Origin of the sequence: Burkholderia sp. LMG 13014 (assembly GCF_905232215.1) — a bacterium.
Lineage (GTDB): Bacteria > Pseudomonadota > Gammaproteobacteria > Burkholderiales > Burkholderiaceae > Burkholderia.
Genome location: NZ_CAJNKE010000046.1, coordinates 1 through 24,383, shown reverse-complemented (window position 1 = coordinate 24,383; position 24,383 = coordinate 1). Strand labels below are relative to the sequence as shown.

The window sequence follows — 24,383 nt, the reverse complement described above, 5'->3', positions numbered from 1 at the left end:
GCAACGCCGACTGGTGGGGCCCGTTCGGCAGCGCCACCAAGATGACGACGATCGACCCGCTGCTGCGCCTGGCGGTCCAGCAGTCGAACTGCTTCGTGATCACGTCGATCGGCAACCAGAAGAGCGACGCGCGCCTGTCGCGCATCACGCAGCTGCAGCGCAACTCGGGCGAGTACCGCACGGGCTCGAAGCAGCAGAAGGGCCAGCGTGTCGCGGCCGACTACTACATGGAACCGCAGATCGTCATCAACGATTCGCCGGTCGGCGGCATCGGCAGCATGATCGGCGGGCTGATCGGCAACAGCGCGGTGGCGGCGGTGGCCGGCCATCTGCAGACGAAGGCGTCGGTCGTCACGCTGACGCTGTTCGACGTGCGCTCGGCCGTGCAGATCGCGGCGTCGGAAGGCAGCTCGACGGCGACCAACTACGGCGCGGCGCTGGGTGGCTTCGGCGGTGGCGTGGGCGGTGCGCTCGGCGGCTTCTCCGCGACGCCGGAAGGCAAGGCGACGGTCGTCGCGTTCATCGACGCGTACAACAAGATGGTCGTCGCGCTGCGCAGCTACAAGGCGCAGGACGTCAAGGGCGGCCTCGGCCGCGGCGGCCAGCTCCAGGTCAACTGATGCTCCCGGGCCGGCGGTGCGCCGCCGGCCGATTCCTGATTCATGACTGTCCGTGCGCGCGGCACGATCCGCGCGTACCGGCTTCGTTCGTCCTTCTTGCACTGAGGTGATCCCGATGAAAGCCGCTGCATTGATCGCACTGACCTGTCTGGCGCTGACCGCTTGCGGCGGCGACGATTCCTCGCCCGCGGCGTCCGGCGGCGGATCGGGGACGAGCAACAACGGCGGTAGTGGTGGAGCCGGCGGCACGGGTTCGGGCGGGACCGGAAGCGGCGCTTCGGGGGGCACGGGTGGTTCTGGCGGCTCGGGCGGCAGCACGCTGACGCTGCGCTACGACGCACAGCCGCCGGCGACGGATCAGGCGAGCTTCCTGACGCTGCTCAACAGCGAAGGCGCGAAGGGTTATCGCTATCTGGGCGACTACTACTACAGCGCGAGCAACGGCGGTTCGCAGTCGATCTTCGTGAGCGACGGCACCGTGCAGACCTACACGTACGTGCTGCAGACGGCGCCGGCCAACATGACGGGCTTCGTCAGCCAGGCGAACGCGCAGGGCGCGAGCGGCTACCGCTACGAAGGGCCGCTCACTTACGGCTATCTGTATCGCAAGGACGGCGGTTCGTCTGCCACCTATACGTACACGACGACGGGGCTGCCGGCCGACACCAATGCGTTCCTCACGCAGGCGAACGGCCAGGGCCAGTCGGGCTACTGGTTCCTCGGGCCGATGATGGTGGGATCGGTGCAGGCGAACGTGTACATGAAGAACAACGCGTCGAGCGCGACCTATACGTACGATGCGCTGGTGCCGACGACGACCGTCGCCGATTTCATCGCACAGGCCAACAGCGAGGGCGCGAAGGGCTATCGTGCGAAGGGCGGGATGCTGTTCGGCAGCACGATCTCGTGGGTCTACGTGAAGGACCAGACGCAGTCGCCGACCTTTACATATCAGTCGGCCGCGATCCAGACGACCGGCGCCAGCTTCGTCCAGCAGTCGAACACGCTCGGTGCGCAGGGCAACGCGTATCTGGGCGATCTTGCGCTCGGCACGTCGTCGCCGGTGATGGCGTCGTTCTATTTCAAGCCGGCGAACTGCACGGGCTTCCTGTGCACGACGCTGAATCCGCTCACGCAGAACTGAGCGAGCGAGGCGGCTGCGTCGCGCGGCCGCCTGTCCGTTTTTTCCGAAGTGGGGCGGGCACCGGGCAGACGGTGTCCGCCCCGTTTTCTTTCGTCCGGCGCCGATCCGGCAATCATGCACGCATCCTGCCCCCCAACGACTGGATGGGGGCGCTCAAGTTTCGTACAAGTTCAAATCTTATTTCCAATCATATTGGACATGTACTAAACCGTTCATATCGGACTGATTTTCGGCAAGTCGTTTGGCATGATCGTGGCACTCCAATCGTCCTGAGCCACCTCCCTGCACGAAGCCGGAGCCGGAGACGTACGCATGCCGGCATCCGGCATCGTCGCGTAGCGACATGCCTTACAGCCCGCTCCAGTCCATTCGTCGTTATCAGAACATCTCGGTGTTCGGCGGCGGGATCGTCGTCACGATCCTGATCCTGATCGCCTGCGCGCTCGGGATGGGTTCGATCGTGTACGGCTACCTCGACGGCGAGCGGCACAATTTCCTGACGGGCATGGTGCAGACGCTCAACGAGATCAAGGTGAGCGAGACGTCGTTCCGCAACGGCGTGACCAATGCGCAGCTGATCTGGCGGGAAACGGAGCCGGCGCCCGATCACGTGATCGATGCGTTCTACGCAGACGGTGAGCGTGCTGCGATCAAGCCTTATCCGTCGGTCGTGTTCGGCGTATCGACGCAGCCCGCAGATCGCACCGAGGTGGCCCGCTACCTGTCGCTGTCCGTGCTGCTGGCGCGCATCTGCGCGGCGAGCTCGATCAATCGCGGGCAGACGCTCGTCGGCTATCACTACAGCACGCGCACGAGCCTGCTCGGGCTCGTGCCGGATTCGGGGGCCGGCGGCGGCGCGCTTGCTACGTCGGACGGCCGCGCGCGCGTGATGGACGCACTGCGGATCGATTTCGGCACTGGCCCGGCGCAGGTGGCCGATACCACCGGTCGCCCGCACGTGCACTGGCTGCCGCCGTTCATCGATCCGATTTCGGGCGCCGCGCGCATCCGGATCGCCGCACCGGCGCAGGTCGACGGCGAGCCGTTCGCGGTGCTCGTCACCGAATATGACCCTGAGTATCTGCTGTCGTGGCTGCCCGAGCATCGGGTCGACGGCGTGTTTTTCGTGACGACCGACGACAACCACCTCGTCGTGGCAAGCCCGGGCGTGGCCGCCGACGAAGCGCATGTCGGCCGCCTGCTGGCGCTCGACGTGTCGCGCGATCGCGCGAAGCCCGAGCAGGCCGCGTTCCACAACGGCTTCGTGATCTTCCACGGCAAGCTCGATGCGACGGGCTGGACGCTCGCGTATGCGCTGCCGTGGACGGACGTCATCGCAAACGTCGCGTGGCGCGCGAGCCTGCTGCTCGTTGCGTCGCTGCTGACCATCGCGATCATGTGGATCCTGCTCGTACGCTTCCATCGCCGCGTGTTCGCGTCCGTCTATGCCCGGTCGCAGCGCGTGTTCGACAGCGAAGCGCTGTGCCGCAGCGTGATCGAGACGGCGCCGATCGGCCTCGGCCTGATTTCGCGCGCCGACGGACATTTCATGCTCGTCAGCCCTGCACTGGCCGAGATGCTCGCCCGGCTCGGCAGCGACTATCGCACGCTGTCCGCGCAGGCGGTGGCGCGCTACGACGCGTTCATCGGGGGCGGCGCGGGCGGCGGCACGCTGCAGACCGATGTCGTGCTGGCCGATGCGGATGCCGGCGCGGCGCCGTTGCATCTCGAGGTGAGCGCCTGTGGCGCGCGTTACCAGGAGATCGACGTGCTGATCGTCGCGGTCGCCGACGTCACGGCACGGCGGCAGCTCGTTCAGCAGCTCGAGGAAGCGGTGCGCGCGGCCGATTCGGCGAACGCGGCCAAGTCGTCGTTCCTGGCGGCGATCACGCACGAGATCCGCACGCCGCTCAACGTGATCCTCGGCAATCTCGAACTGCTCGACCGTTCCGCGCTGGATGCGTCACAGCACGGCCGCGTGCAAACGCTGCGCGAAGCCGCGTCGGGGCTGCTCGGCCTCGTCAGCGACATCCTCGATTTCTCGAAGATCGAAGCAGGCGCGATGACGGTCGAAGCGATCGAGTTCGACGTGGTCAGCGTGATCGAGCGCACGCTCGGTGCGTTCGCACCGGTCGCGAAGGCGAAGGGGCTGTCGTTGTTCTGTGAATTCGACGCGAGCGACGCGCAGCGGATGCGCGGTGATCCGACCCGGCTCGGGCAGGTGCTCGGCAACCTGCTGAGCAACGCGATCAAGTTCACCGCCAACGGGCATGTGCTCGTGAGCGTGTCGGTTGCGTCGGCCGGATGCGGCGATGCCGAGCTGTCGATCGCGGTCGAGGACACCGGCATCGGCATCGCGGGCGCCGATCGGCACAAGTTGTTCAAGGCGTTCTCGCAGGTCGACGCGTCGATCACGCGCCGCTACGGCGGCACCGGGCTCGGGCTCGCGCTGTGCGATCGCCTCGCGGCCGCGATGGGTGGACGGATCGACGTGACGAGCATGCCGGGCACCGGCAGCCGTTTCACGTTGACGGTGCCGCTCGGGATGGCTGTCGTGCCGCTCGATACGCGTTCCGCGCGCGACGCGCGCGCGCCGCTGGTTGTCGTCGCGCGTACGGAATGGCAGCGTTTCGCGCTGCCGCATTTGCATGCATGGGGCTTCGACGTCGACGCATACGAGCGCCCCGCGCGGATCCCGGCCGACCGTCGTGCGCGGGCCGCCGCGATCGTCCTGTTCGGCGATTCGGATGCCTGGTCGCGCGCGGAGCTCGACAGCCTGGGCGGCGACTGTGCTGTCGTGCTCGCTACGCCGGACGGCCCGCCGCAAGCGTATCGGGCGGGCAGGACGATACGCGTGTCGAGCTATGCCCTTGGTGGCTTCAAGACTGCACTCGCGCAGGCGATGCCCGACACCGGCGACCTTGCCGCGCGACTGCCGGCGAGCACGCACGTGGAAGCCGTTCGCCCGTGCGCATGGCGTGTGGCACTTGCCGGCATCGATTCCGTCAGCAGCACGCTGTTGCGGGAGCAACTCCACGTGCTGGGTTGCGAGGTACGAACGGTGAGGTCGGCCGAAGCGGCGCTCGACCTGCTGGCCACCGGTGCATGGCGGGTGCTGCTGGTGGATGCCGAGCTGCCGGACATGTCGGTCTGCGCGCTGGCGAGCGCCGTGCGCGATGTCGGAGCAGGCTGCGACGTGGTGGTCGTGACGTCGCATCTCGCGCCCGTCGACAGGCGACGGTATGCGGACGCGGGAATCGGCTGCGTGCTGACCAGACCGGTAACGCTCGCGCATTTGCGTGGCGCGTTGGCCGGCATCGCTCGACGGCGTGGTGCGTCGGAGCATGGAGCGGGAATACAAGAACAGGACGTCGCGCGTTTCGCACACGGTGGCACGACATGAATGCGTGTCGATTGTCGTGGGCGGTGACGACGCGGTCCGAAGAATGGAAGGCGGCGCGACGCATCGGCAACGGCGGAGCGGATCAATCAGGTGAGAGGAGGGGAAGATCGTGCGCTACATGGTGAAAGTCTTCGTAATGTTGCTCGATTTCTCTACGCTTCCCGAGAAATCCAGAAAGGACTTTCTAGGCAGGATGAACGAATTCCTGATCATGTCGCCGATGCAGAAGCGGCGCGCGATCAGCGAATGGAAGCAGGCAGTCGAGGAACGCGGCGAATCGGGCGAGGGTGTCCACCGACCATAACGACGATCCGGATACTGGCAAGCGGTCGATGCGCGGCAGGCTCGCTACTGCGCGAGTGACTGCGGCGGCAAGGGGACGGGGCGGGGCGAGGTGCGATGCGGTGTACCGGTCCGGGAAGCCGCCGCGTGCGTTGGCGCATGTCTCGCTCCCATGCGTGGCGCAGGCCCGGAAGTGCATGCCGATTGGCAACGCCCGTACGCGTTCGGCCGGCGCGGTCACGCCAGGCATGCGGCAGGGCGACGCGACATGCAGTCTGCTTCGGCCTGTCGGCCAATGCTCATGGTCTTGCCCACGTTTTATCTTAAAATCGAGTCGCACTTGCATTCTCCGATGTGTCGAATGCGACGGGTCGAATCGACGGCCTGTCGGCTGGATGGAACGGAGCCGGAACGGTTGCCCGCATCCTGCGGCTGTCGGCGGATGCGCGATCAAAAGCTTCGGGGAGAAATGGGACGATGGATGAATTCTTTGTGCGTGTGATGGTGGCCGATGACCACCCGTCATCCGCGATCGGGATGTCGCAGGCGCTCGCCGATAGCAGCACGATCCGGTTCATCGGCTCCGTGTCCAATTCGACCGATCTCGTGGCAGCGCTCGACGAGAAACCGAGCGACGTGCTGGTGGTCGACTACGTGATGCCCGGCGGCAAGTTCGGCGACGGCCTCGTGCTGCTGTCGTTCCTGCAGCGCCGCTATCCGGCGCTGAAGCTCGTGACGATCACGATGATCGATAAACCCAGTGTGCTGCATGCGATCCGCAAGCAGGGTGTCGGCTGCATCCTGAGCAAGTCGGATGCGATCTCGCATCTCGTCGGCGCGGTGCACGCGGCGTACGTCGGCGCCAACTACCTGTCGCCGCATATCAAGCAGTTGCTGGAGTCGAGCGGCACGCCGGATTCGGCCCGCCCGCTGACGACGCGCGAGATCGAGGTGGTGCGGCTGTTCAGCGCCGGCTATACGGTTGGCGAAATCGCCGCGCAACTGCATCGCAGCAAGCAGACCATCAGTTCGCAGAAAACGAGCGCGATGAAGAAGCTCGGAATCGTTCGCGACGCCGATCTGATCCGGTATGCGGACGAAGGCGAGCTGCCCGACACGCCGCCGGAAAGTCCGTAGCCCGCTGTCAGCGCGCACGCAACGCCAGTCGCGCGGCGGGGCAACTTGGCCACCAGCCGGTGCACGCGTCACCGGCAAACCCGCGGCGCGAGCCGTTTGACAGGGGAAAAGGCGGCGCTTCGGCATCGAGCGCTGCCGATAACGATCCATGCCAGCAAAACTGAGAAGATTCGCGTCGCACGCGGCCAGGCCCGTGAGCGGCCACAAGGCGTTCGATCCGTATCGGATCCGGCGTCAGCAGGAGCTTTTGCTGTACGGCGGCGGCACGGCGGTCACGCTGTTCATGCTCGTCTGCGCCGCGCTCTTCCTGCGGCTCGACGTGCAGGACTACTACTCGCGGGCGCGTTCGACGTTCCTGCAGCGCGAAGCCGTGTTTTACGCGACACAGCAGAGTGCGGACCGGATGTTGTTGAACCTCGGGAACCGGGTGGAACAGGCCTGGAATCGGGACTTGCGACCGTCGCCGGAAGCGATGCGGGCATTGTCGGCGCAGCAGGGCTGGCTGCCCCTGCGGACCGACGGCGGCGGGGAGCCGATCCTTTTGGTGGCCGGGATCGGGGCAGACCATCCCGCTGAATCGTATGCACGGTATCTCGGGACCGCGCTCGGGATAATGCGCGCGAATACGCGATATCGGCCACAGCCGGCCGACGCCGAGCCCTTCGGCGGCTATGTGATCGGGCTCGACGCCCCGTTCCTCGCCGTGCAGGGCGAAGGGCTCGTCGCGCGCGCACGTGCGCTTCCGCCCGATACCGACGTGAAGGCGCTGATTGCCGCGCTGATGCCCACCGGTGCGGCGAAGCAGAAACCTGACATGGAGGACGTCACGTTCATGCTCGATCGCCGCTTCGATCCGATCGTCGGGCGCACGGTCGTGCGGTTCGCCCGGCGGCTGGACGACGCGGCCGGGCGGCCGTTCGGCTGGATCGTGTTCAACGGCACGTTCAACCTCGGCAACGTCATGTCGCCGGACTCGGACGACGAGGATGTCGCCGTGATCGATGCGCGCCGGAATATCGTGTTCGGGAACCTGCGCGATCCGGCGATGATCGGGCATGCGCTGGCCGGCGCACGCGATCCGTTCGGCGAGCACGTGATCGTACGCCGGGTCGACACGCGGTTCGTCGTCAGCGACCGCCTGCCCAATTCGAGCCTCGTCATGGTGACGAGCTTCTCGTGGCGCAGCGTGGTGAAAGCGATCCGGATCCGCGCGAGCGTGACGCTCGGCATCGCGCTGTTCGGCATTGCGCTGCTCTGGTTCACGATCGTGCTGTTCGATCGTCGCGCGCTGCGCCCGGCAAACCGGCGCGCGATCCGCCTGATCGAAAGCGAGGCGTTCAACCGGACGCTGATCCGCACCGCGCCGGCCGGACTGCTGCTGCTGTCGGCCGCCGATGGCGAAACGATGGTGCGCAACGACGCCGCGCTCGCGTACGACGATGGCGTATCGGGGCTCCCGCTCGGCAAACGTATCTGGCAGGCCTGTCGCGAGCGACAACGGGCCGGCGCGGACGAGCGGCGTTTCGTCATGCAGCAGGAACTGGCGGTCGAGCGCACCGGTCACGACACGACGTATCTCGCGGCGTACATCGTTCGCACCAGATTCCGCGGCGTCGACGTGCTGCTCTGCACGCTGACCGACGTCACGGCTCGCAAGCTGACCGAGGACAAGCTGCGCGAAGCTCGCGTAGCCGCGGACGACGCCAACAAGGCGAAATCGACGTTCCTCGCGACGATGAGTCACGAGATCCGCACGCCGCTCAATGCGATCGTCGGCAACCTGGAGCTGATGGAGCGGGCCGAATTGCCGGCGGTCGAGCGGCGTCGCCTGAAGACGATCGTCTCGTCGTCGGACGCGTTGCTGCGCGTGATCAACGACGTGCTCGACTTGTCGAAGGCGGAATCCAACCAGATGGCGCTGGAGCACATTCCGTTCGATCTGAAGCGTGTGCTGCGGGAGGTCGCGGCGATCTTCCGGCCGCTCGCGGAAGCGAAGGGACTCACGCTCGAATGCCATATCGCGACGGAACTGGCTGACGGATACATGGGGGATCCGACGCGGCTGCGTCAGCTCGTGTCGAATCTCGTCGGCAATGCGATCAAGTTCACGGAGCAGGGCGCTGTTGCGATCGACGCGCGGCTGGCGCGCGACGACTCAGGCACCGGTCGCATCGAGATCGCCGTGCGCGACTCGGGCGTCGGCATTCCCGACGAAGCGCTGCCGACGCTGTTCGACGTCTACATGCAAGCCGATCCGTCGATCTATCGGCGATTCGGCGGCACCGGGCTCGGCTTGCCGCTGTGCCGCCGCATCGCGCGGCTGATGCAGGGCGAGTTGACGGTCGAGAGCAGGGTCGGCGAAGGCTCGACGTTCGTGGTGCGGCTGTCGCTGCCCGACGCGTCAGCCGGCTGGCCGGATGAACGCCGGGAAGCGGACGCGGCCGGCGACGCGGAGCGTGCGCTGGCACGGCGCGACGAGATGCCGGCGCTGCGCGTGCTGGTGGCCGAGGATCATCCGGCGAGCCGCGCGCTGCTGAGGGATCAGCTCGACGCGCTCGGATACGATGCGACGATCGTCGAGAACGGTGTCGAGGCGATGCGTGCGTTCTTCGAGAATCCGTTCGACGTCGTCCTGACGGATCTGAACATGCCGCAGCTCGACGGCTTCGCGCTGACGAATTTCCTGCGCGAGCAGGGGGCGAAGGTGCCGGTGATCGCGATGACCGCGCATGCGACCGACGAAGATCGTCGCCGCTGTGCGCAGGTCGGGGCGGTGGAAGTCGTGCTCAAGCCGTTGTCGATCGACGTGCTCGACGCGGTGTTGCGGCGGAATGGCAGCGCTGCTGTCGCACGAGACGAGGCAGGGACCGAGTCGGGCGGGCGCCCGGGGGCGTTGGCGGTGTCGGTCATGACTGACGAGATCCGGCGAACATTGCACGCGACGACGCTCAAATCGATGTCGGTGCTTGCGGTGGCGCGTTCGAACGGCGACACGGATTCGATGAGGCTCGAACTGCATTCGATGCACGGCGGGTTTGCGCTGGCCGGAGACGCGGAAATGCGCGATGCCTGTGCGAAGGCGGAGGCTGCGGTCGTCGAGGGCGGCGCGGTGGCGCTGAACGGTCTCTGGCCGGCGTTCCAGGGCGCGGTCGATCGTGCGCTGGCACGGCTTCAGGATTGATGTGTTGAGCGGGTCATCCGTGCGCCCGCGCGGGCCTGAGAATGGTCGCCGCCCCTGATCGGGAGCGGCGACGCCTGCATGAAAGGCGTGCCACCGGTAACGCGCCACAGGCGGCGCGCCGGTGTTTGCCACGCTTCTCCCGACGCAAGGGGTGCTTGCACGGAGGTGAGCCGCCGCGGAGCGACGTTACCGGCAGCTCATCGTGGACGTCGCAGAGTCGTCGGGCCAGCGCGATGGCCGGAGTCCCGGCCGCAATCACGATCGATCAAGCGAACGCGTATCGACCGGGGGCGCATCAGTACATGCGGCGTCGCCGCCCGGTCGATCAGCGCGGGACCGCTAACGAGCAACGGCCGCTTCCACGATCGTCATCGCTTAGCGATTGGCCGACGCGATGGGATAGCCGACGAGCGGCACCGACGCATCGCGCAGGTAGGCGGTGTCGCCGACCAGTTCGCCTTCGTTGACGCCCGCCAGCGCACCGTAACGCTGGCCCGCATTCCCCGTGAACGCGACGCGGCTCGTGGTCGACGATTGGCCGACATAGTCGTAGTTCGCGCCGACGAGCCCGCCGAGCGTCGCGAGCAAGCCGCCGGAAACCGTACCGCTCGACGACGAGCGCTTGACGGTGCCGTGATTCTTGCCGACGAGACCGCCCACGTAGCTGAAATCGCCGCCATGGACGTAGCCCGTAGAGGCGGATGCGTATACGGCCCCGGTCGACTGACCGGCGAGCCCGCCGACCCGGCTGCCCGCACCCGCGACGACGCTGCCCGTCGCACGCGATTGCGCGATTTCCCCGATGTTCTGGCCGATCAGCCCGCCGGCGACCGATTGGTCGTCTGCCCGTACGTCGCCCGTCGCGGAAGATTCGGCAACGGTTTCCGTATTGCGGCCGACGAGCCCGCCGATTTCGGCGTAGCGCGCGGCCGATACGTTGCCGGATGCATGCGACTGCCGGATGCGTCCGAGGTTGTCGCCCACCAGCCCGCCGACGCGGCTCACGTTGCCGCCCGTCACGTCGCCGTAGGCGCGGGATGCGTCGATGGCGCCGCGGTTGGTTCCCGCCAGACCGCCCGCTGTACTGTCGCGCCCGGCGCGCACGTTGCCGGACGCGCGCGATGAATCGATCTTGCCGAAGTTGCTGCCGACGAGGCCGCCCGCAGCGCTTTCGTCGCCGGTGACGACGGCGCCTTCGGCCGATGCCGTGACGATGTCGCCGTCGTTTGCACCGACGAGGCCGCCGGCCGATGAACCCCGGCCGGCGCTCACGTTGCCGTGAGCGGTGGACGCGTGAATGCGGGTCGAGTTGGCGCCGACCAGGCCGCCGGCCTGGCTGTTGCTGCCGGCGCGCACGTTGCCCGTGGCGACGGCCGCTTCGATCGTGCCGCCGTTGTAGCCGGCGAAGCCGCCGACGGCGCTGGCGTCGCCGGCTGTCACGTTGCCGTTTGCCCGCGACGCGTCGACCGTGCCAAGGTTCGAGCCGACGAGCCCACCGGCCTGGCTGAAGTGGCCGGCCACGACGTCACCGTCGGCGGTCGATGCTTCGAGCTTGCCGAAGTTGAAGCCGGCGATGCCGCCCGCGATGCCGCCGTCGCCCACCTTGACCGCGCCGGTTGCGCGCGATGCGTGGATGGCGCCGGTGTTGATGCCGACCAGGCCACCCGCGATCGCGTTGTTGTGTGCCGTCACGGTGGAGGTCGACGAGGAGGCCGCGATGTCACCGCTGCCGTCGTTGATCCCGACGAGGCCGCCTGCCACACTCGCGTCGCCCGACGCGACGACGCTGCCCGCGCTGGACGATGCGTCGATCCGGCCCGCGTTGATCCCGACGAGCCCGCCTGCCGCGCCGTCGCCGGCCACGGAAACGCGCACGTCCGTCCGGCTGCCACGGATGGCTGCGGCCTTGCCTGCCCGATCGAGGTTTTCGCCGGCGAGACCGCCGATCGCGAGCGTGTCGCTGTCACCGTCGACCTGCCCCGAGACGCTCGCGCGATCGATGCTGCCGCTCCGGTTCGAGCCGACCAGCCCACCCACCGTCGATCGGCCGCGGGAATGGACGGAGACGTCCTGCGCGACGATGTCCGAAATGGTGCCGCTGTTGTAGCCGGCCAGCGTGCCGACGGACCCGGGCGCGCCGGATGCCGTCGTCGTGATGTTGCGCAGCGCGAGATTGGCGATCCGCCCGGCGTTGGCCGCAAACAGGCCGACGTTCGACGCGGTGTTGTAGAGCGACAGTTTGCCGATCGAATTGCCGAACCCGTCGAACACGCCGGCGAATTCGGCATTGCCGCCGATGCTGCGGAAACGGGCGCCGTTGCCGTCGATCGCGTTGCCGAGCACGTAGCGGCCGTTCAGGTTCGCGTCGATGTCGCGCAGATCGTCGAGTGTGTGCAGCACGGTGTAGTCCTCGCCGTTCGACCGGTAGGACGCGTTCTTGCCGGACAGCGTCACGACGGCCTTGTCGCCCGCGAGCACGTGGCCGTTCTTCGCATTCAGCTCGAGATGCGCGTTCTCGCCGGTGAGCCTGACGGCGTCGTCGATACGGATCTGGTTCGTGGCGTTGACGCGCAGTTGCGCCGCGTTCCCCGATGCCGACACGGCGTGGCGCAGGTTCACGTTGCCCGTGGCCGACGTCAGCGTGAGCGTGTTGTCGCTCGTCCACGCGACGGGGCCGCCGACCGTCAGATCCTGTTTCGTATTCGTCAGTGCGACGTTCGTCGTGCCGAGATTGCGCGACAGCGTGTCTGCGGCGATCGACGGATTCGATGCGCTTGCATTACCGCTTCCGCCATTCCCGCTCCCGCCGCCGTTGTCGACGCCTTCGTTGCCGGTGATGTTCGAGTTGTTGTTGAAGCCGCGCGTTTTCGGCGTCGTGTCGATGCCGGTGACACCCGCATTGGCGGCCTCGATCGTCCACGTGCCGGCGCCGTTGCCCGTGCGCGTGTCGACAAGTGTATTGCTGGCGACATCCACGCGTTCGCCGCGGGTCGTGACCGAACCGGCCGGCGCGCCGGCCTCGGCGGCGCTTGCATCGAGCACGCCGCCGACTTTCACGGTGCCGCCGTCGAGCGTGATCTTGCCGCCGTGCGTGTTGAGGCCGCGCGCCTCGATCGTGCCGGTATTGTTGACCACGGCGTCGAGCAGGCTGCCTGCCGCACGCGCGGTCATCAGCACTTCGCCGCCGTCGGCCTTCAGCAGGCCGCCGTTGGATGCCTGCGCATCGACTGCGCCGCCGTCGACCTGCAGGTTCAGCAGGCCGTTGCCGTCGAAGTTCACGGTGAACGCATTGCCTGCGCCGAGCGCGACGCGGCCGAGCTTCGCCTGGATCGTACCGTTGTTGGCCACACGCGCGCCGAGCAGCGCGACGCTGCCGCCTTCGGCGGCGGTGATGGTGCCGTTGTTGGTGACGGATTGCGTCGACGTGCCGGAGAAACGGTAGTTACCGGCGAGGAAATCCGCATCCGACAGATTCTGGGTGGAGGCGACGAGCCCGCCGACGTTGACCTGCGCGCCGGCGCCGAACATCACGCCGTTGGGGTTGACGAGGAATACGCGGCCGTTGGCGCTGACCTGGCCGTCGATGCGGCTGCCGGTCGCGCCGATCACGCGGTTGAGCGCGAGCGACTGGCTGTTCGGCTGATTGAACGACAGGCGCTCGCCGCCGGCGACCGAGAAGTCCTGCCAGTTCGTGATGAGCTTGTCGGTATGCTGGTTGATGTTCATCGTGCGGCCGTCGTCGGAGCGCACGATGTCGGCCTTGCCGGAGGTGATGGCCTCACCGGACGGCAGTGCGAAGGCGGGCAGGGCGGCAAAGCCGAGCAGCGAGACGGCGGCGACGGCGGCGCGCTTGCCGCCGCCGGACTTGCCGCGGCGGCGTGCGGTTTCCCCGACCGCGGTCCAGCATCGCTGCGTGCCGTTCCATACCAATGCGTAGGTCTTGTTCATCGTTGTTGTTTCCTCGTGGTTGAGCTGATTCACCGGCATGAAATCGGTACGCATGCCTGATGAATCGATGCAGGAGAGTGGAGAGATCCGCTCTTCCCGACGCGGACGGACTCTCGATCGCCGTCCGTCGTTGCTGTCCGACCTTGTTCCCGAACCAGGTCGGACATGTCCTGAAGACCGCTCAGAAATACTGCGCGGCCTGCAACCAGACGCTCGGCGAACGCGTGACCGTCGGCACGTCGTCGGCCGAGCCCAGCGGCCACGCGGCGGTGACGCTGATCTGCCGGTTCGTGCCGTACCAGCTCACGCCGACCCCGGCCGCCGAAAGCTGGAGCGTGTTGAGTTCGTTGCGCCACCGCTGTTTGTTGATCTGCATCCGGCCCGTATCGACGAAGGTGCTCACCTGCCATCCCGGCGCGGCGAGGTAGCGAAGCTCGGCGCTGGCTTGCCAGCCCTGGTCGCCGCTGCCCGCGCCGAGCGCATACGCACGCACGCCGTAAGGGCCGCCGAGGCTGAATTTCTCGGATGCGTCGAGATTGCGCGACGCAAGCTGCGCGCTGAATTGCGTATAGAGCTGGAGCCGTGTGCCGAGCGATTGCAGTCGCAGCGCATTCAGGTTCAGCTTCGTGAAACGGCCGAACGTCTTCGCGTAGGTGTTCGTGTCGAGCGCGTCGTTGCCGCGTGCCCGCCCGATGCCGAGCGTGGCGGAGAACGCCGTGCGGCCGCCGCCGAGGGCGTCGTCGTTGCTGTTGCCGTTGACGGTGAACGACCACAGGCCGATGTTCTTGCTGTTGACCGACTCGAACACGCCGTAGTCGTCGTGCAGGTTCTTGTTTTCGTAGAGCACCTGCGCCGTGAGGCTGGCGCGGCGGCCGCGCAGCAGCGGCTGCGCGACGAACGCGCTCTGCACGCTCGCGCGGCCGTGGAGGCCGAGCGGGCGAAACTCGCGGCCCAGCCGGTAGTTCATCTCGGAATAGCCGACGCCGATCCGGGTCGAAGCAGGGCCGATCGGCACCTGGTAGCCCGCGCGGTAGTAGCGCTGGTTCGTGTTGCTGGTGAGGCCGCGCAGCGTGAGCTGATCGCCGAGCCGCAGCGGTGAGTTCACGGCAATGCCGCCAGTTGCGCGATAGCGGCCCGTGAGCGGATCGCCGAAGTTGTCGAGTTCGAGCGAGCCGGTGGCGAGCGGGCCGGGCTCCGCATCGATCAGCAAGTCGGTCGTACCGGGTTGCTGACCGGCTCGCAGCGTGCCCTTCGCGGCGACGCCGGGCAGCTCGTCCAGCAAGGTCAGCGTGCGTTCGAGATCCGCGCCGCGCACGATATCGCCGGCCTGTACCGCACCGAGCGGCTGGCGCAGCACGCCGTCGAGCACGCGCGAGCGGTTGCGCAGTTCGACTTTCCCGTATCGTCCTTCGACGACTGCAATGCGGACGACGCCGTTCTCGATGTCCTGATGCGGCAGGTAGGCGCGAGCGAGTACGTAGCCGTGCTCGCGATAATAGGTGGCGATCCGGCTGGCGGCTTCGTTCAGTGCGGCGAAGTCGAGCTCACGGCCGACGAGATCGGCAAGCAACGCGTGCAGCGGCGCGGCGTCGATCGCATGGTTGCCTTCGATGTCGAATGCGCTGACCGGAATACGGGGGCCGCCAACTGCGGCAGGTGCGGGTTCGTTGCCTGGCGCGGGCATGGCAAGATCGGGCGCGGCGGGAGCGGGCAATGCTGGGCGAAGCGTCTCGACGTCGCGTAGCGACTGGCCTGCATTGGGGACCTGGACTTGCGCATGCGCGAAACCGTGAAGCGACAGCGCAAGACCGGTCAGGCACGCGATGCGGAACGGGCCGGATCGCTTTCCGACGACAGGTTCGGGGCGGCAGGATGGCCAGGCACCGGGCACGGCCGCCAGCGTGGCGGGAGGGGGAGCGGGTAGTTGCGCCGGCATCGGGGGTGTCCCGGGCACGGCGTCGAGAGAACGGATGAAGCGGATTTTCGACCTCGAGCGGTTGTGCCTTTGGGCCGATGCGTGGTCTTCCGCGCCAGCCGTTTGGAATGCCGACGATGTTACGAAATGGTTCCGTGGATGAATATGGAACAAGTACGAGTGACTTGCTCCCATCATTCATTTTTGTCAGATTCTTCGATTCAATCGCATCCGGGTTCAAGACGCCGATGCACGGCGCTGTCGCGATAACCCGTGCTTCAACACAGCAAGCATCGGCCGCTCGATCCACGCATGACAGGCAAAGCCGCATAGGCAGACCGCGGCCAGCGTGACGAGCACGGCTGCCATGCCCGACCACGTGCCGGCATCGAGGCGCACACCGGCAATCTTGTTCGCTGCGCCGATCACGTACGGATGCAGCAAATAGATCGAATAGCTCGCATCGCCGAGCCGGGCGAGCGTCGCGTTCCCGATGGTCCAGCCGCGCAGGTCGAGCGCGACCGCGGCGACGATCAGCATGCAGGCCGGCACGCCCCACCAGAAGACCCGTTCAAAGCCGGCCGGCGTGCCAAGCAGGGTGGCGGCGAGCGGTATCGCCGCGAGCGCCGTCGCGGCCGCTGCGAGCCACGCGAAGCGCGGAAGACATCCCGCGATGCCGGTTTCGAGCACCCGGCAGGCGAGCACGCCGAGTCCGAATTCGAGCACGAACGGCTGGCCGAGATGAGCGACGACTTCGCCTGCCGGGCCGCCGGCAGCCACGTACGCACAGAACAGCGCAAGTGCGAGCGCCGCGAACGTCGTTGCATGGCGAGCGCGGACGAACCACATCGATCCGGCGATGACGAGGTAGAACAGCATCTCGTATTCGAGCGTCCAGCCGTTGAGGTTCAGCGGCCCCCAATGGCCGTTTTCCTTCACGTATGGCACGAACAGCAGCGACTTGACGAGATAGTCGATGCCGGCCGTCGTCGAATTCAGCCAGTGAGGCTTCACGACCGCGATCGCGAACACGCCGAGCGTGGTCAGCCAGTAGAGCGGCACGATCCGGACCACGCGCTTGCGCAGGAACGCGCGCCCCTCGCGTGGCGCGACGACGGACATGATGAAGCCGCTGATGACGAAAAAGATATCGACGCCGGCCTGCCCGAACGGAAGCACGCCCATGTGATAGCCGACGACGGCGAGCGCAGCCAACCCGCGTGCGCACTGGAGGTTCTGGAAGATGCCGGAATGGAGGGGGACGGTCTGCATGTCGGGTTCAGCGGGTGATGTCCATGTGTGGCAGGCGGTCGAGCGCGGGCCTGGCGAGCACGTTCGGTTGCCGCGTGCGGTGCGTCGCGGCATCGCGCGTCGGCCGGCGTCGACCGGCACGCGGATCGAATCCCGCGAACTGAAGTGCGCACAGCAAGGCGACACTGGAAAGATGGCGCGTATAGCTGCCGAGATCGGGTTCGAACAGCATCGATACGGCGACGTGACCGATGACGACACAGGCGAGCAGATCGCGGGCCGGATGCTGACGTTGCCGTGCACGACGCCACACGGCGGCCAGCGCGATCCACACGAACAACTGCATCGCGCATTCCTTGAGGCCCACGTCGAACAGCAGCGGCAGATTCAGCCGCAGCACCGCGTACGCATAGTTCGCGCAAAAGGCGATGAACGAATCCGGCGCGACCGGGTTGTAGAAACTCGTGCGCGCGCCGAACGGCGAGCCGTAGGCGAGATAGTCGGCTGCCATGTCGCGAGGATGCTGGAGCAGGTAGTACAGGTCCGGCGGCAGCAGGAACAGCACGATCGCGGCAGCGCCGATCAGCAACGTCTTGCCGCGCCATGACAGGTGCCGGAACAGGAACGCGGCCAGCGCGATCGCGAGAATCAGCGCGAAGTAGCCGCGCACGACGGCTGCATAGCCGGCGTAGAGCGCCACGATGGCCGCGAAGGTCCACACGGTCGAGCGACGTCGCGCGATGCTGGCCAGCACGAGCGCGATCAACACGACGAGCGTGTCCTTGCTCGCGACGAACAGGTTGAAGAACACGCAAGGCGCGAGCAGCACGATGGTCGCGGCCAGCGACCCGAGGCGACGGCCTTCGCCGACGATCCGCCAGATGAAGGCCGTGCCGATCGCGGCAACGAACAGCGACGTGCCGGCCGGGCCGAGCAGCGCATAGAACTTCGCGACCGCATCGAACGACGTGCCCTCGTAGGTGCTGCCGCCGCCGATCTGGCTCTGGATCTTCTCCGCGTCACGGAACACGAACTCGGGCAGGAACGTGCCGGCCTTCGCGTAGACGATCCAGTAGACGAACACGATCATCGCGCCGACGGCGCACGTCACGCCGCGGCTCAGTGCGGGGCCGCCGGTAATCAGGTTACGCAGCATGGTGGGCAACCTCCGTGCTGAAGGTCGCGCGGGAACGGCCGGCGCGCGCGACGATCAGCGCCAGCGCGGCGACGATGCTGGCGCTTGCCGTCAGATGGGCGATTGCCGCCCCCATCGCGCCTGCGTGAACGATCAGGCTCCACGCAAGCGGCAGGTACGACAGGGCGAGCGCGATCGTCGACACCATCACGGCGCGGCCGGCACGCAGCGCGATCGCGGCCGTCCACAGCACGTCCGCCGCGCCGCGCAGCACGAACGACACGAGCAGGATCGCGAGCAGCGCGAACTGGCCTGCGTTCGCCGGCTCGTGCGCGAGCGCGAACAGGTCGCGGCGCAGCGCAAGGACCGCGGCCGCCGCGATCGACGTGACGATCACGCTGGCCACCGTCGCGCGAACGGCAAGCCGGGAGAATGTGTGTGGCGCGTCGGACAGCACGCGCACGAAACGCGGGCCGGCTGTCACGACGACGGTCGAGAACGCGAGTGCCTGGATCGCGTTGGCGATCGACCACGCGAACACGTAGCGGCCGAGCGCATCGGCGCTCAGGTGGCCGCCGCCGATGAACCGCTCCGCGTATTGCAACGACGCGAGGACCACGCCGGCCACATAGAACGGCAACCCGTGCCGCCAGACCGACAGGACACCGCGCTCGCGCACGGCGAGTGTGCGCGCCGCCTGCGGGCGGCCGTGCACCCGGCGCGCAACCGCGCCGATCCGCCACCGCGACAGCGCGACGACGCACGCATTGGCCGTGAACCACAGCGCGAAAACCGCTTCGATCGAATGCAGGGCGCCGACGAGCAACCCGGCTCCCGCGACGCCGGCCCATGCGCCGGTGCGGACGAACAGCAGCAGCGAGCCGGCGCGCGGCCGATGCAGCGAGAACAGCCAGCCGTTCGCCTCGAATGCCGCATGCTCGGACAGCGCGACGAGCAGCACCCACCACGCAAGCCGCGTCGGCAGGCCGACGCGGGCGAGCAGGGCTGCGTCGCCGTTGGCGGTTGCGATGGCGAGCGTCGCGACAAGCAGCAGGTAGAGCCCGCCGTATGCGATGCAGAGGGTGCGCATTGCGCCGAACGCGGGCAGCGGATCGGGTTCGCTGAGCCGCCGGTTGAGTTCGGGACTGAAGCCGAGGCCGAGCAGTTTCGAGGTAATCACGGCGGCGGCGACTGCGAGCCCGTACGCGGCGACCGCGTCGAAGCCGAGCGTGCGCGCGACGATGATCGCGAGCGCGAATTTCAGGGCGAGCGCCAGGCTGCGCAGGAGCAGGCGCATCAGCATGGCACGACCTCGTCGGCTTCGGCTTGCGTGCCGACGTCGGAGCCGGAATCGGCACGACGGGCCGCGCGCAGCGCGTCGATCACGCGCGCGCGTGCGGCTCGGATGCGCGCAAACCCGCCCTGTGCGGCATGCCAGAACGCCGCAGTCGCGCCGGGGGCGAGGATGGTCCGGCAGACGCGTGCCGGATCGAAATCCGCGCCGTTGACGACCCAGTCGCCGAGCTTCATGTCCGCATAGGCCCCGAAGCCCTTGCGCTCGTAGCTGACGTGGAAGGCGGGTACGCCATGCAGGATCGATTCGAGCGCGCCATGCAGGCGAACCGATACCGTGACGTCCGGCCGGTCGGTTTCGAGGAGCGTCTTGAGCGGCGTCAGCGGCTCTTGAATGCCGAGGCCGCGGTAGTACGCGGGATCGTCGTTGCCGCGCCCCGTGCTTTGCACGGCAAAGCTGACCCGGCACGTCGCACGTACCTGCTCGACCAGCCGCGCGATCGATGCGTCATAGCGCGCGCGTCGTTGCGCGCTCCAGGCGGGGGCGCGGCGCAGCACGAATGCGACATGGCGGGCGGTGTCGCCTGTCGGCGGAGCATGCCGAAGGATGGCGTCGCTGCGATGCCCGAAGTCGAGCACCGCGAGATCGGGCACGCGCCGCGTATTCGGATTCGCGGCGAGGAGTGCGGCGGAACGGTCGTCGCGCACGAACACCGTATCGAATGCGCGGAGCAGCGACTGAAGATGCGTGCCGACGGCGCGCGACGACAGCACCGGGCCGATGCTTTGCGGCAGATAGACGGCGGGCTTGCCGGAAGCGAGTGCGGCCCGCATTTGCAGCAGGTGGCCGGCTTCGAGCTTGAGCGCTTCGATCGCCGTGCGTGCGCGCAGATAGCCGCCGCCGACACCGACGATCAGGTCGACTTCGTCGAGCAGGCCGCGCAGTGCGTTCAGTCTGCCGTTGATTCGAACGGGCAGCGCGGCAGCGGCGGCACCGACCAGCCGGTCCTTGCCGCGTTCCGCGAGCACGGGCGCTGCGCGCACGTCGTCGTACGCCGGAAACGAAGCCGGATCGGCCGCGACGATCGACACGCGGACGGCATCGCCGAAGGCTTCCCGGAGCAGGCCGACGGACAGGTCGACCAGCAGGCCGTCACCGGAATTGCGGGCGCTGTAGGCATGCAGCAGCGCGACGTGAGTGGGAGCAGTCATGCCGGGCCTCGTCTGGAAAGGGTGTAATAGAGGTCGAGCGTGTGCGCGACCATCGTGTCGGCCGAAAAGTGACCGAAGGCCGCCGTGCAGTTCGTGCGCAGCGCGTCGCGCGCGGCCGGATCGTTGGCAAGCGCGACGATCGCGCGTGCGAACCGCGTCGTGTCGTCTTCGTTGGGCACCACGACGCCAATGTCGTGCGTGGCGATCAGCTCGGTCGCACCGGACACCTGCGTGGCGACGATCGGCACGCCGGCCGCCATCGCTTCGAGGCACACGTACGGAAAGCCTTCGTAGCGGCTCGGCAACGCGAACAGGTCGAACGCGGAGAAATAGCGGCTCGCGTGGTTCACGCGGCCGACGACGTGAAGATTCGGCGGCAGATCGTCGGCCTCGTTGCCGGCCGCCGTGACGAAGTCGCCGGAGCCGATCGCGGCGATCTGCACGGTGCGGCCGCATTGGCGATACACGCCGCGAGCAATCCGCACGAGGCGGTCGATGCCTTTTTGATGGTCGAAGCGCCCGACGAAACCGACGACGCATGCGTCGCGCGCGATGCCGAGTGCACGTCGTGCCGCGTCGCGCGGTATCGGTGCGGGCGGCCGGACGCCGTTGACGATCGTCTTGATGCGCGCGGCCGGAATGCCGAGCGTTTCGTTCAGGTGTTGGGCCTCGTCGTGCGAGACGGCGACGATCCGGTGCGTGCACTGGCGGCCGAGCAGCCGCTCGATCGCTCCGTAGAAACGGCGCTGGCGGGTGCCCAGCGTCGGGTTCAGCGTATAGACCGCATGCGGCGTGTACACCTGTCGCCACGGCCCGACGCACAGGCGCGCGATCGCACCGGCTTTCGAGCTGTGGCTGTGCACGATGTCGGGGCGGATGCGCAGCAGGTGGCGATAGACGTGGGCGACCGCGAGCGCGTCGCGCCAGCCGACCGCGCGCTGCATCGGCACCGCATGCACGCTTGCGCAGCGTGACAGCACGCGCGCATCGAGGATCGCTTCATCGAAACGCGGGCCGTGCGGCACGATCAGGTGCAGTTCGATGCCGTCGGTTGCGCTCAGCCCGTCGATCAGGTCGGCGAGATGGACGGCCACGCCGCCGCCGGCGGCTTCGACGACGAGCGCGATCCGCAGGCGTGCCGCACGGGCCGGCGCTTGCCGGGCGCGCAATGCGGTCGTGGCGGAAGCGCCCGCCTGCGCGGCATCGCGTACCGTGGCGCGTTCGAGGTGACGGGTATCGCTCATCGCGGCTCTCCCCGGCGGCGCGATACGAGCGCGCGCAGCGTGCGGCCGATCGACGATGCCAGACTGCAACGCGATGGCGCGTAACGGTACTGCGTATAGCGATAAGCACCGTAGCGCGAGCCGTACCGGCCGATGTGCGGATCGACGCCGTTGAGCAGTACGCCGCTCGCGGCGACACCGTTGTGCGCGAGGCGCCGCACGGCTTCGTCCAGTTCGGCGACGCGTGTCGATGCGGCGCGCGCCGTGAGCAGCACGGTGCCGGCGTGGCGGCCGAGCATGACCGCGTCGGTCACGGCGAGAATCGGCGCCGCATCGATCACGACCACGTCGTAGCGGGCCGACAGCGCATCGAGCAGCACGGCGACGCGTGCGTCGGCGAGCAGCTCGGACGGATGCGCGGGCACCGCGCCGGTCGGAATGAAATCGAGATGCGGCACCACGTCGCGGTGGGTCACGTCGGCCGGTGCGACCGTACCCGACAGCAGCTCGGCGAGGCCGCGCTCGCGCGGGACACCGAACGAATCGTGCAGATGACCTTTGCGCAGGTCGCCGTCGACGAGCAGCACGCGCTCGCCGTTGGCCGCGAGCAGCGCCGCGAAGTTCGCCGCGACGAACGACTTGCCCGCGCCCGGCGCGGGGCCGCTCAGCAGCAGCACGTTGTTGCGCGCGCCCTGCATCGCGAAGCGCAGCGCCGTGCGCAGGCTCCGCAGGCTTTCCACGGCCGGATCGTGCGGGTGCCGCGCGCTCAGCAGGTTGGGCCCGGGGGCGTGCTGCGCGATGCGCCGCACCATCTGCCGCTGGGCCGCCGAATCGGGAATCGTCGCGTAGACGTCGATGTCGAGATGCCGCTCGATATCGTCCGCGTGGCGGACGCCGCCGAACAGGAAGTCGCGTGCAAAGGCGAGCGCGATGCCGAATGCGAGCCCGATCAGCGCGGCCGCCGCGATGACGACGGGGCGCTTCGGACGCACGGGATCCTCGGGCACGATCGCCGTATCGACGAGCCGCACGCTGCCGGTCTTGCCGGCCTTGACCAGTTCGAGCTGCTGCGTGTTCGCGAGCAGCGCCGTATAGAGATCGGTGTCGACCTTCACGTCGAGCATCAGCCGCACAGCCTCCTGCTGCAGGTCGGGCAGCCGTCGCACCTGATGTTCGAAGCCGCGTTGCTCGCGGCCGAGCGTCGCGATCTGCGCGTCGAGCGCGACCATGTCGGGGTGGCCCGGCGCAAAGCGCGCGGCCATCTCGTCGCGCTTCTGCTGCAGTTCGAGGCGGCGCGTGGTCGCGTCGGCCGTCTGCTGCAGGATCAGCTTCGCCTCCTCGGTCAGATCGATCGTGCCGTTCGCGTTGCGCATGTCGGTGTAGCGCTGCTCGGCGTCCTGCAACTGGCGCTTGAGCACCGGCAGCTGCGCGTTGAGGAACGCGAGCGATTGCGCGGCGTCGGCGGACTTGCGCTCGATGTGCTGGCGCACGTAGTGGTTCGCCACCGCCTGGAGCTGCGCCTGGATCCGTTGCGGATCGGCGCCGCGCAGCGTCGCGACGATCACGCCCGACTGCTTGATCTTTTCCTGGACGTCGAGCCCGTGCCGCAGCGTGTCGATCGTCTCGGCGCGCGATTCGCGCACGAGCGTGAAGCGGGTGGCCGGGTTCGCGTCGATGCGCGCGATGTCGATCGCGATCGGGCCGCTCGCGGTCGGGAAGGTTTCGAGGTGCCCGATGCGGCCGGTGACAGCCGACGGCAGCGCGGGCCCGGTCAGCCGGTAGCGCTGGCCGTCGAGCAGCGTCAGGTCGAAGCGCTCGCCTTCGAGCGGCCTGGGCACGTCGAAGCGCGTGACGCCGATCGCTTCCTCGCCCCATGCATAACCGCCGAACCCGAGGAGGCCGGGGTGCGCGAGGCCGGTGTTGAAGCGCGACACGAAATCGCCGACCAGCGGAAAGCGCTTCGGCTGCGCGACGATGTAGCTGCGCAGCTCGTCGACGGCACGCGTGACGACGAGCCGCGACGCGAGAATCTGCGCTTCGGCCGCGGCGCTCGACTTGATGTCGAACAGCGACGACACGTCGCCGAGCATGCTTTTCGCGGCGGTCGTGTCGCCGCTGTCCTCGACCTGGAGCAGGATGTCGGCCTGGTATTGCGGCGCGGCGAGAAACGCGTACGACGTGCCGGCGCCGATGCAGGCGGCGGTTGTCAGCGCGATCAGCCAGCGTTGGGACACGAGCACGTCGACGACGCCGGCGAGGTCGAGCTCGGCGCCGCGATCGTGCGATCGTTCGCGGGAAACGGGAGAGGTCATCGATTCGGTCCGGAAAGCGGGGTGGAGGGGGAGGCGGCCGGCGCGATGCGCGCGCACCACGCGTCGACACCGCGCTCGATGAGCCGCAGGCTGCGTTCGAACGACGTGCGCGGGCCGAGATACGGATCGGGCACGTCGAAGCCGTGAGCGGTGCCGCCGAGGCGGAACACGCGGCCGCACAGGAACGGGTGGCGGCGCTCGAGCCAGCGCTTCTGCGCGAGATCCATCGTCAGGATCAGGTCGGCGCGCGTGACGTGCCGGGACATCACCTGGCGTGCGCGGTGCGCAGCGAGGTCGAGGTCGCGCTCGCGCATCAGGTCGATGGCG

The 24,383-nt window shown here is 67.9% G+C and carries 15 protein-coding genes; 6 read left to right on the top strand and 9 right to left on the bottom strand.

All coding sequences use genetic code 11. The annotated features are described in order from the left end of the window. From JYJ84_RS08780 to JYJ84_RS08755, 6 genes are all read left to right on the top strand, one after another. On the top strand, positions 1–620 hold a 620-nt coding region (locus tag JYJ84_RS08780; protein ID WP_205189166.1), incomplete at its 5' end, for a hypothetical protein. Between the two features lie 115 nt (positions 621–735). After that, positions 736–1,764, top strand: coding sequence for a hypothetical protein (locus JYJ84_RS08775; RefSeq protein ID WP_175218941.1), 1,029 nt, complete (start codon positions 736–738; stop codon positions 1,762–1,764). A 343-nt stretch (positions 1,765–2,107) separates the two neighbouring features. Next, positions 2,108–5,167 (top strand): ATP-binding protein, encoded by a 3,060-nt coding sequence (locus JYJ84_RS08770; RefSeq protein ID WP_175218943.1) that lies wholly within the window; start codon positions 2,108–2,110, stop codon positions 5,165–5,167. A gap of 109 nt (positions 5,168–5,276) precedes the next feature. Beyond that, on the top strand, positions 5,277–5,471 hold the full coding sequence (locus JYJ84_RS08765) for a hypothetical protein (protein WP_122948613.1): 195 nt from the start codon (positions 5,277–5,279) through the stop codon (positions 5,469–5,471). Positions 5,472–5,926: 455 nt separating this feature from the next. Next, entirely contained in the window at positions 5,927–6,586 is a 660-nt protein-coding gene (locus JYJ84_RS08760) for a response regulator (RefSeq protein ID WP_122948614.1), read from the top strand. 148 nt (positions 6,587–6,734) lie between these two features. Next, the gene (locus tag JYJ84_RS08755; RefSeq protein WP_175218945.1) at positions 6,735–9,767 is read left to right on the top strand and encodes an ATP-binding protein; all 3,033 of its coding nucleotides are present in this window, start codon (positions 6,735–6,737) and stop codon (positions 9,765–9,767) included. A gap of 375 nt (positions 9,768–10,142) precedes the next feature. Here JYJ84_RS08755 and JYJ84_RS08750 read toward each other — a convergent pair whose 3' ends face one another. The 9 genes from JYJ84_RS08750 to JYJ84_RS08710 form a co-directional block, all read right to left on the bottom strand. Then, on the bottom strand, positions 10,143–13,715 hold the full coding sequence (locus JYJ84_RS08750) for a GLUG motif-containing protein (protein ID WP_175218947.1): 3,573 nt from the start codon (positions 13,713–13,715) through the stop codon (positions 10,143–10,145). 181 nt (positions 13,716–13,896) lie between these two features. After that, a complete protein-coding gene (locus JYJ84_RS08745) occupies positions 13,897–15,399 on the bottom strand; it encodes a ShlB/FhaC/HecB family hemolysin secretion/activation protein (RefSeq protein WP_236027170.1) in 1,503 nt (500 codons plus the stop codon). A 468-nt stretch (positions 15,400–15,867) separates the two neighbouring features. Next, positions 15,868–16,902, bottom strand: coding sequence for an acyltransferase (locus JYJ84_RS08740; RefSeq protein ID WP_175218951.1), 1,035 nt, complete (start codon positions 16,900–16,902; stop codon positions 15,868–15,870). A 7-nt stretch (positions 16,903–16,909) separates the two neighbouring features. Further along, the gene (locus JYJ84_RS08735; RefSeq protein WP_175218954.1) at positions 16,910–18,037 is read right to left on the bottom strand and encodes a hypothetical protein; all 1,128 of its coding nucleotides are present in this window, start codon (positions 18,035–18,037) and stop codon (positions 16,910–16,912) included. Continuing rightward, entirely contained in the window at positions 18,027–19,319 is a 1,293-nt protein-coding gene (locus tag JYJ84_RS08730; RefSeq protein WP_205183127.1) for a lipopolysaccharide biosynthesis protein, read from the bottom strand. Before JYJ84_RS08730 ends, JYJ84_RS08735 begins: the two co-directional genes overlap by 11 nt. After that, on the bottom strand, positions 19,313–20,521 hold the full coding sequence (locus tag JYJ84_RS08725) for a polysaccharide pyruvyl transferase family protein (protein ID WP_175218958.1): 1,209 nt from the start codon (positions 20,519–20,521) through the stop codon (positions 19,313–19,315). Before JYJ84_RS08725 ends, JYJ84_RS08730 begins: the two co-directional genes overlap by 7 nt. Beyond that, positions 20,518–21,765 carry a glycosyltransferase family 4 protein gene (locus tag JYJ84_RS08720; protein ID WP_175218960.1) on the bottom strand — a complete coding sequence of 416 codons (1,248 nt, stop codon included), beginning with the start codon at positions 21,763–21,765 and terminating at the stop codon, positions 20,518–20,520. Before JYJ84_RS08720 ends, JYJ84_RS08725 begins: the two co-directional genes overlap by 4 nt. After that, on the bottom strand, positions 21,762–24,056 hold the full coding sequence (locus JYJ84_RS08715; RefSeq protein WP_175218962.1) for a polysaccharide biosynthesis tyrosine autokinase: 2,295 nt from the start codon (positions 24,054–24,056) through the stop codon (positions 21,762–21,764). The genes JYJ84_RS08720 and JYJ84_RS08715 overlap by 4 nt, the downstream gene beginning before the upstream one ends. Further along, the coding region (locus tag JYJ84_RS08710; protein ID WP_205189165.1) for a low molecular weight phosphotyrosine protein phosphatase at positions 24,053–24,383 on the bottom strand (331 nt) is incomplete at its 5' end. The genes JYJ84_RS08710 and JYJ84_RS08715, both read right to left, overlap by 4 nt.

Bases quoted from the DNA above. Each gene is read 5' to 3' on its own strand.
- JYJ84_RS08775 (WP_175218941.1), top strand. From the start codon at position 736: ATGAAAGCCGCTGCATTGATCGCACTGACCTGTCTGGCGCTGACCGCT.
- JYJ84_RS08770 (WP_175218943.1), top strand. From the start codon at position 2,108: ATGCCTTACAGCCCGCTCCAGTCCATTCGTCGTTATCAGAACATCTCG.
- JYJ84_RS08760 (WP_122948614.1), top strand. From the start codon at position 5,927: ATGGATGAATTCTTTGTGCGTGTGATGGTGGCCGATGACCACCCGTCA.
- JYJ84_RS08755 (WP_175218945.1), top strand. From the start codon at position 6,735: ATGCCAGCAAAACTGAGAAGATTCGCGTCGCACGCGGCCAGGCCCGTG.
- JYJ84_RS08750 (WP_175218947.1), bottom strand. From the start codon at position 13,715: ATGAACAAGACCTACGCATTGGTATGGAACGGCACGCAGCGATGCTGG.
- JYJ84_RS08745 (WP_236027170.1), bottom strand. From the start codon at position 15,399: ATGCCCGCGCCAGGCAACGAACCCGCACCTGCCGCAGTTGGCGGCCCC.
- JYJ84_RS08740 (WP_175218951.1), bottom strand. From the start codon at position 16,902: ATGCAGACCGTCCCCCTCCATTCCGGCATCTTCCAGAACCTCCAGTGC.
- JYJ84_RS08735 (WP_175218954.1), bottom strand. From the start codon at position 18,037: ATGCTGCGTAACCTGATTACCGGCGGCCCCGCACTGAGCCGCGGCGTG.
- JYJ84_RS08730 (WP_205183127.1), bottom strand. From the start codon at position 19,319: ATGCTGATGCGCCTGCTCCTGCGCAGCCTGGCGCTCGCCCTGAAATTC.
- JYJ84_RS08725 (WP_175218958.1), bottom strand. From the start codon at position 20,521: ATGACTGCTCCCACTCACGTCGCGCTGCTGCATGCCTACAGCGCCCGC.
- JYJ84_RS08720 (WP_175218960.1), bottom strand. From the start codon at position 21,765: ATGAGCGATACCCGTCACCTCGAACGCGCCACGGTACGCGATGCCGCG.
- JYJ84_RS08715 (WP_175218962.1), bottom strand. From the start codon at position 24,056: ATGACCTCTCCCGTTTCCCGCGAACGATCGCACGATCGCGGCGCCGAG.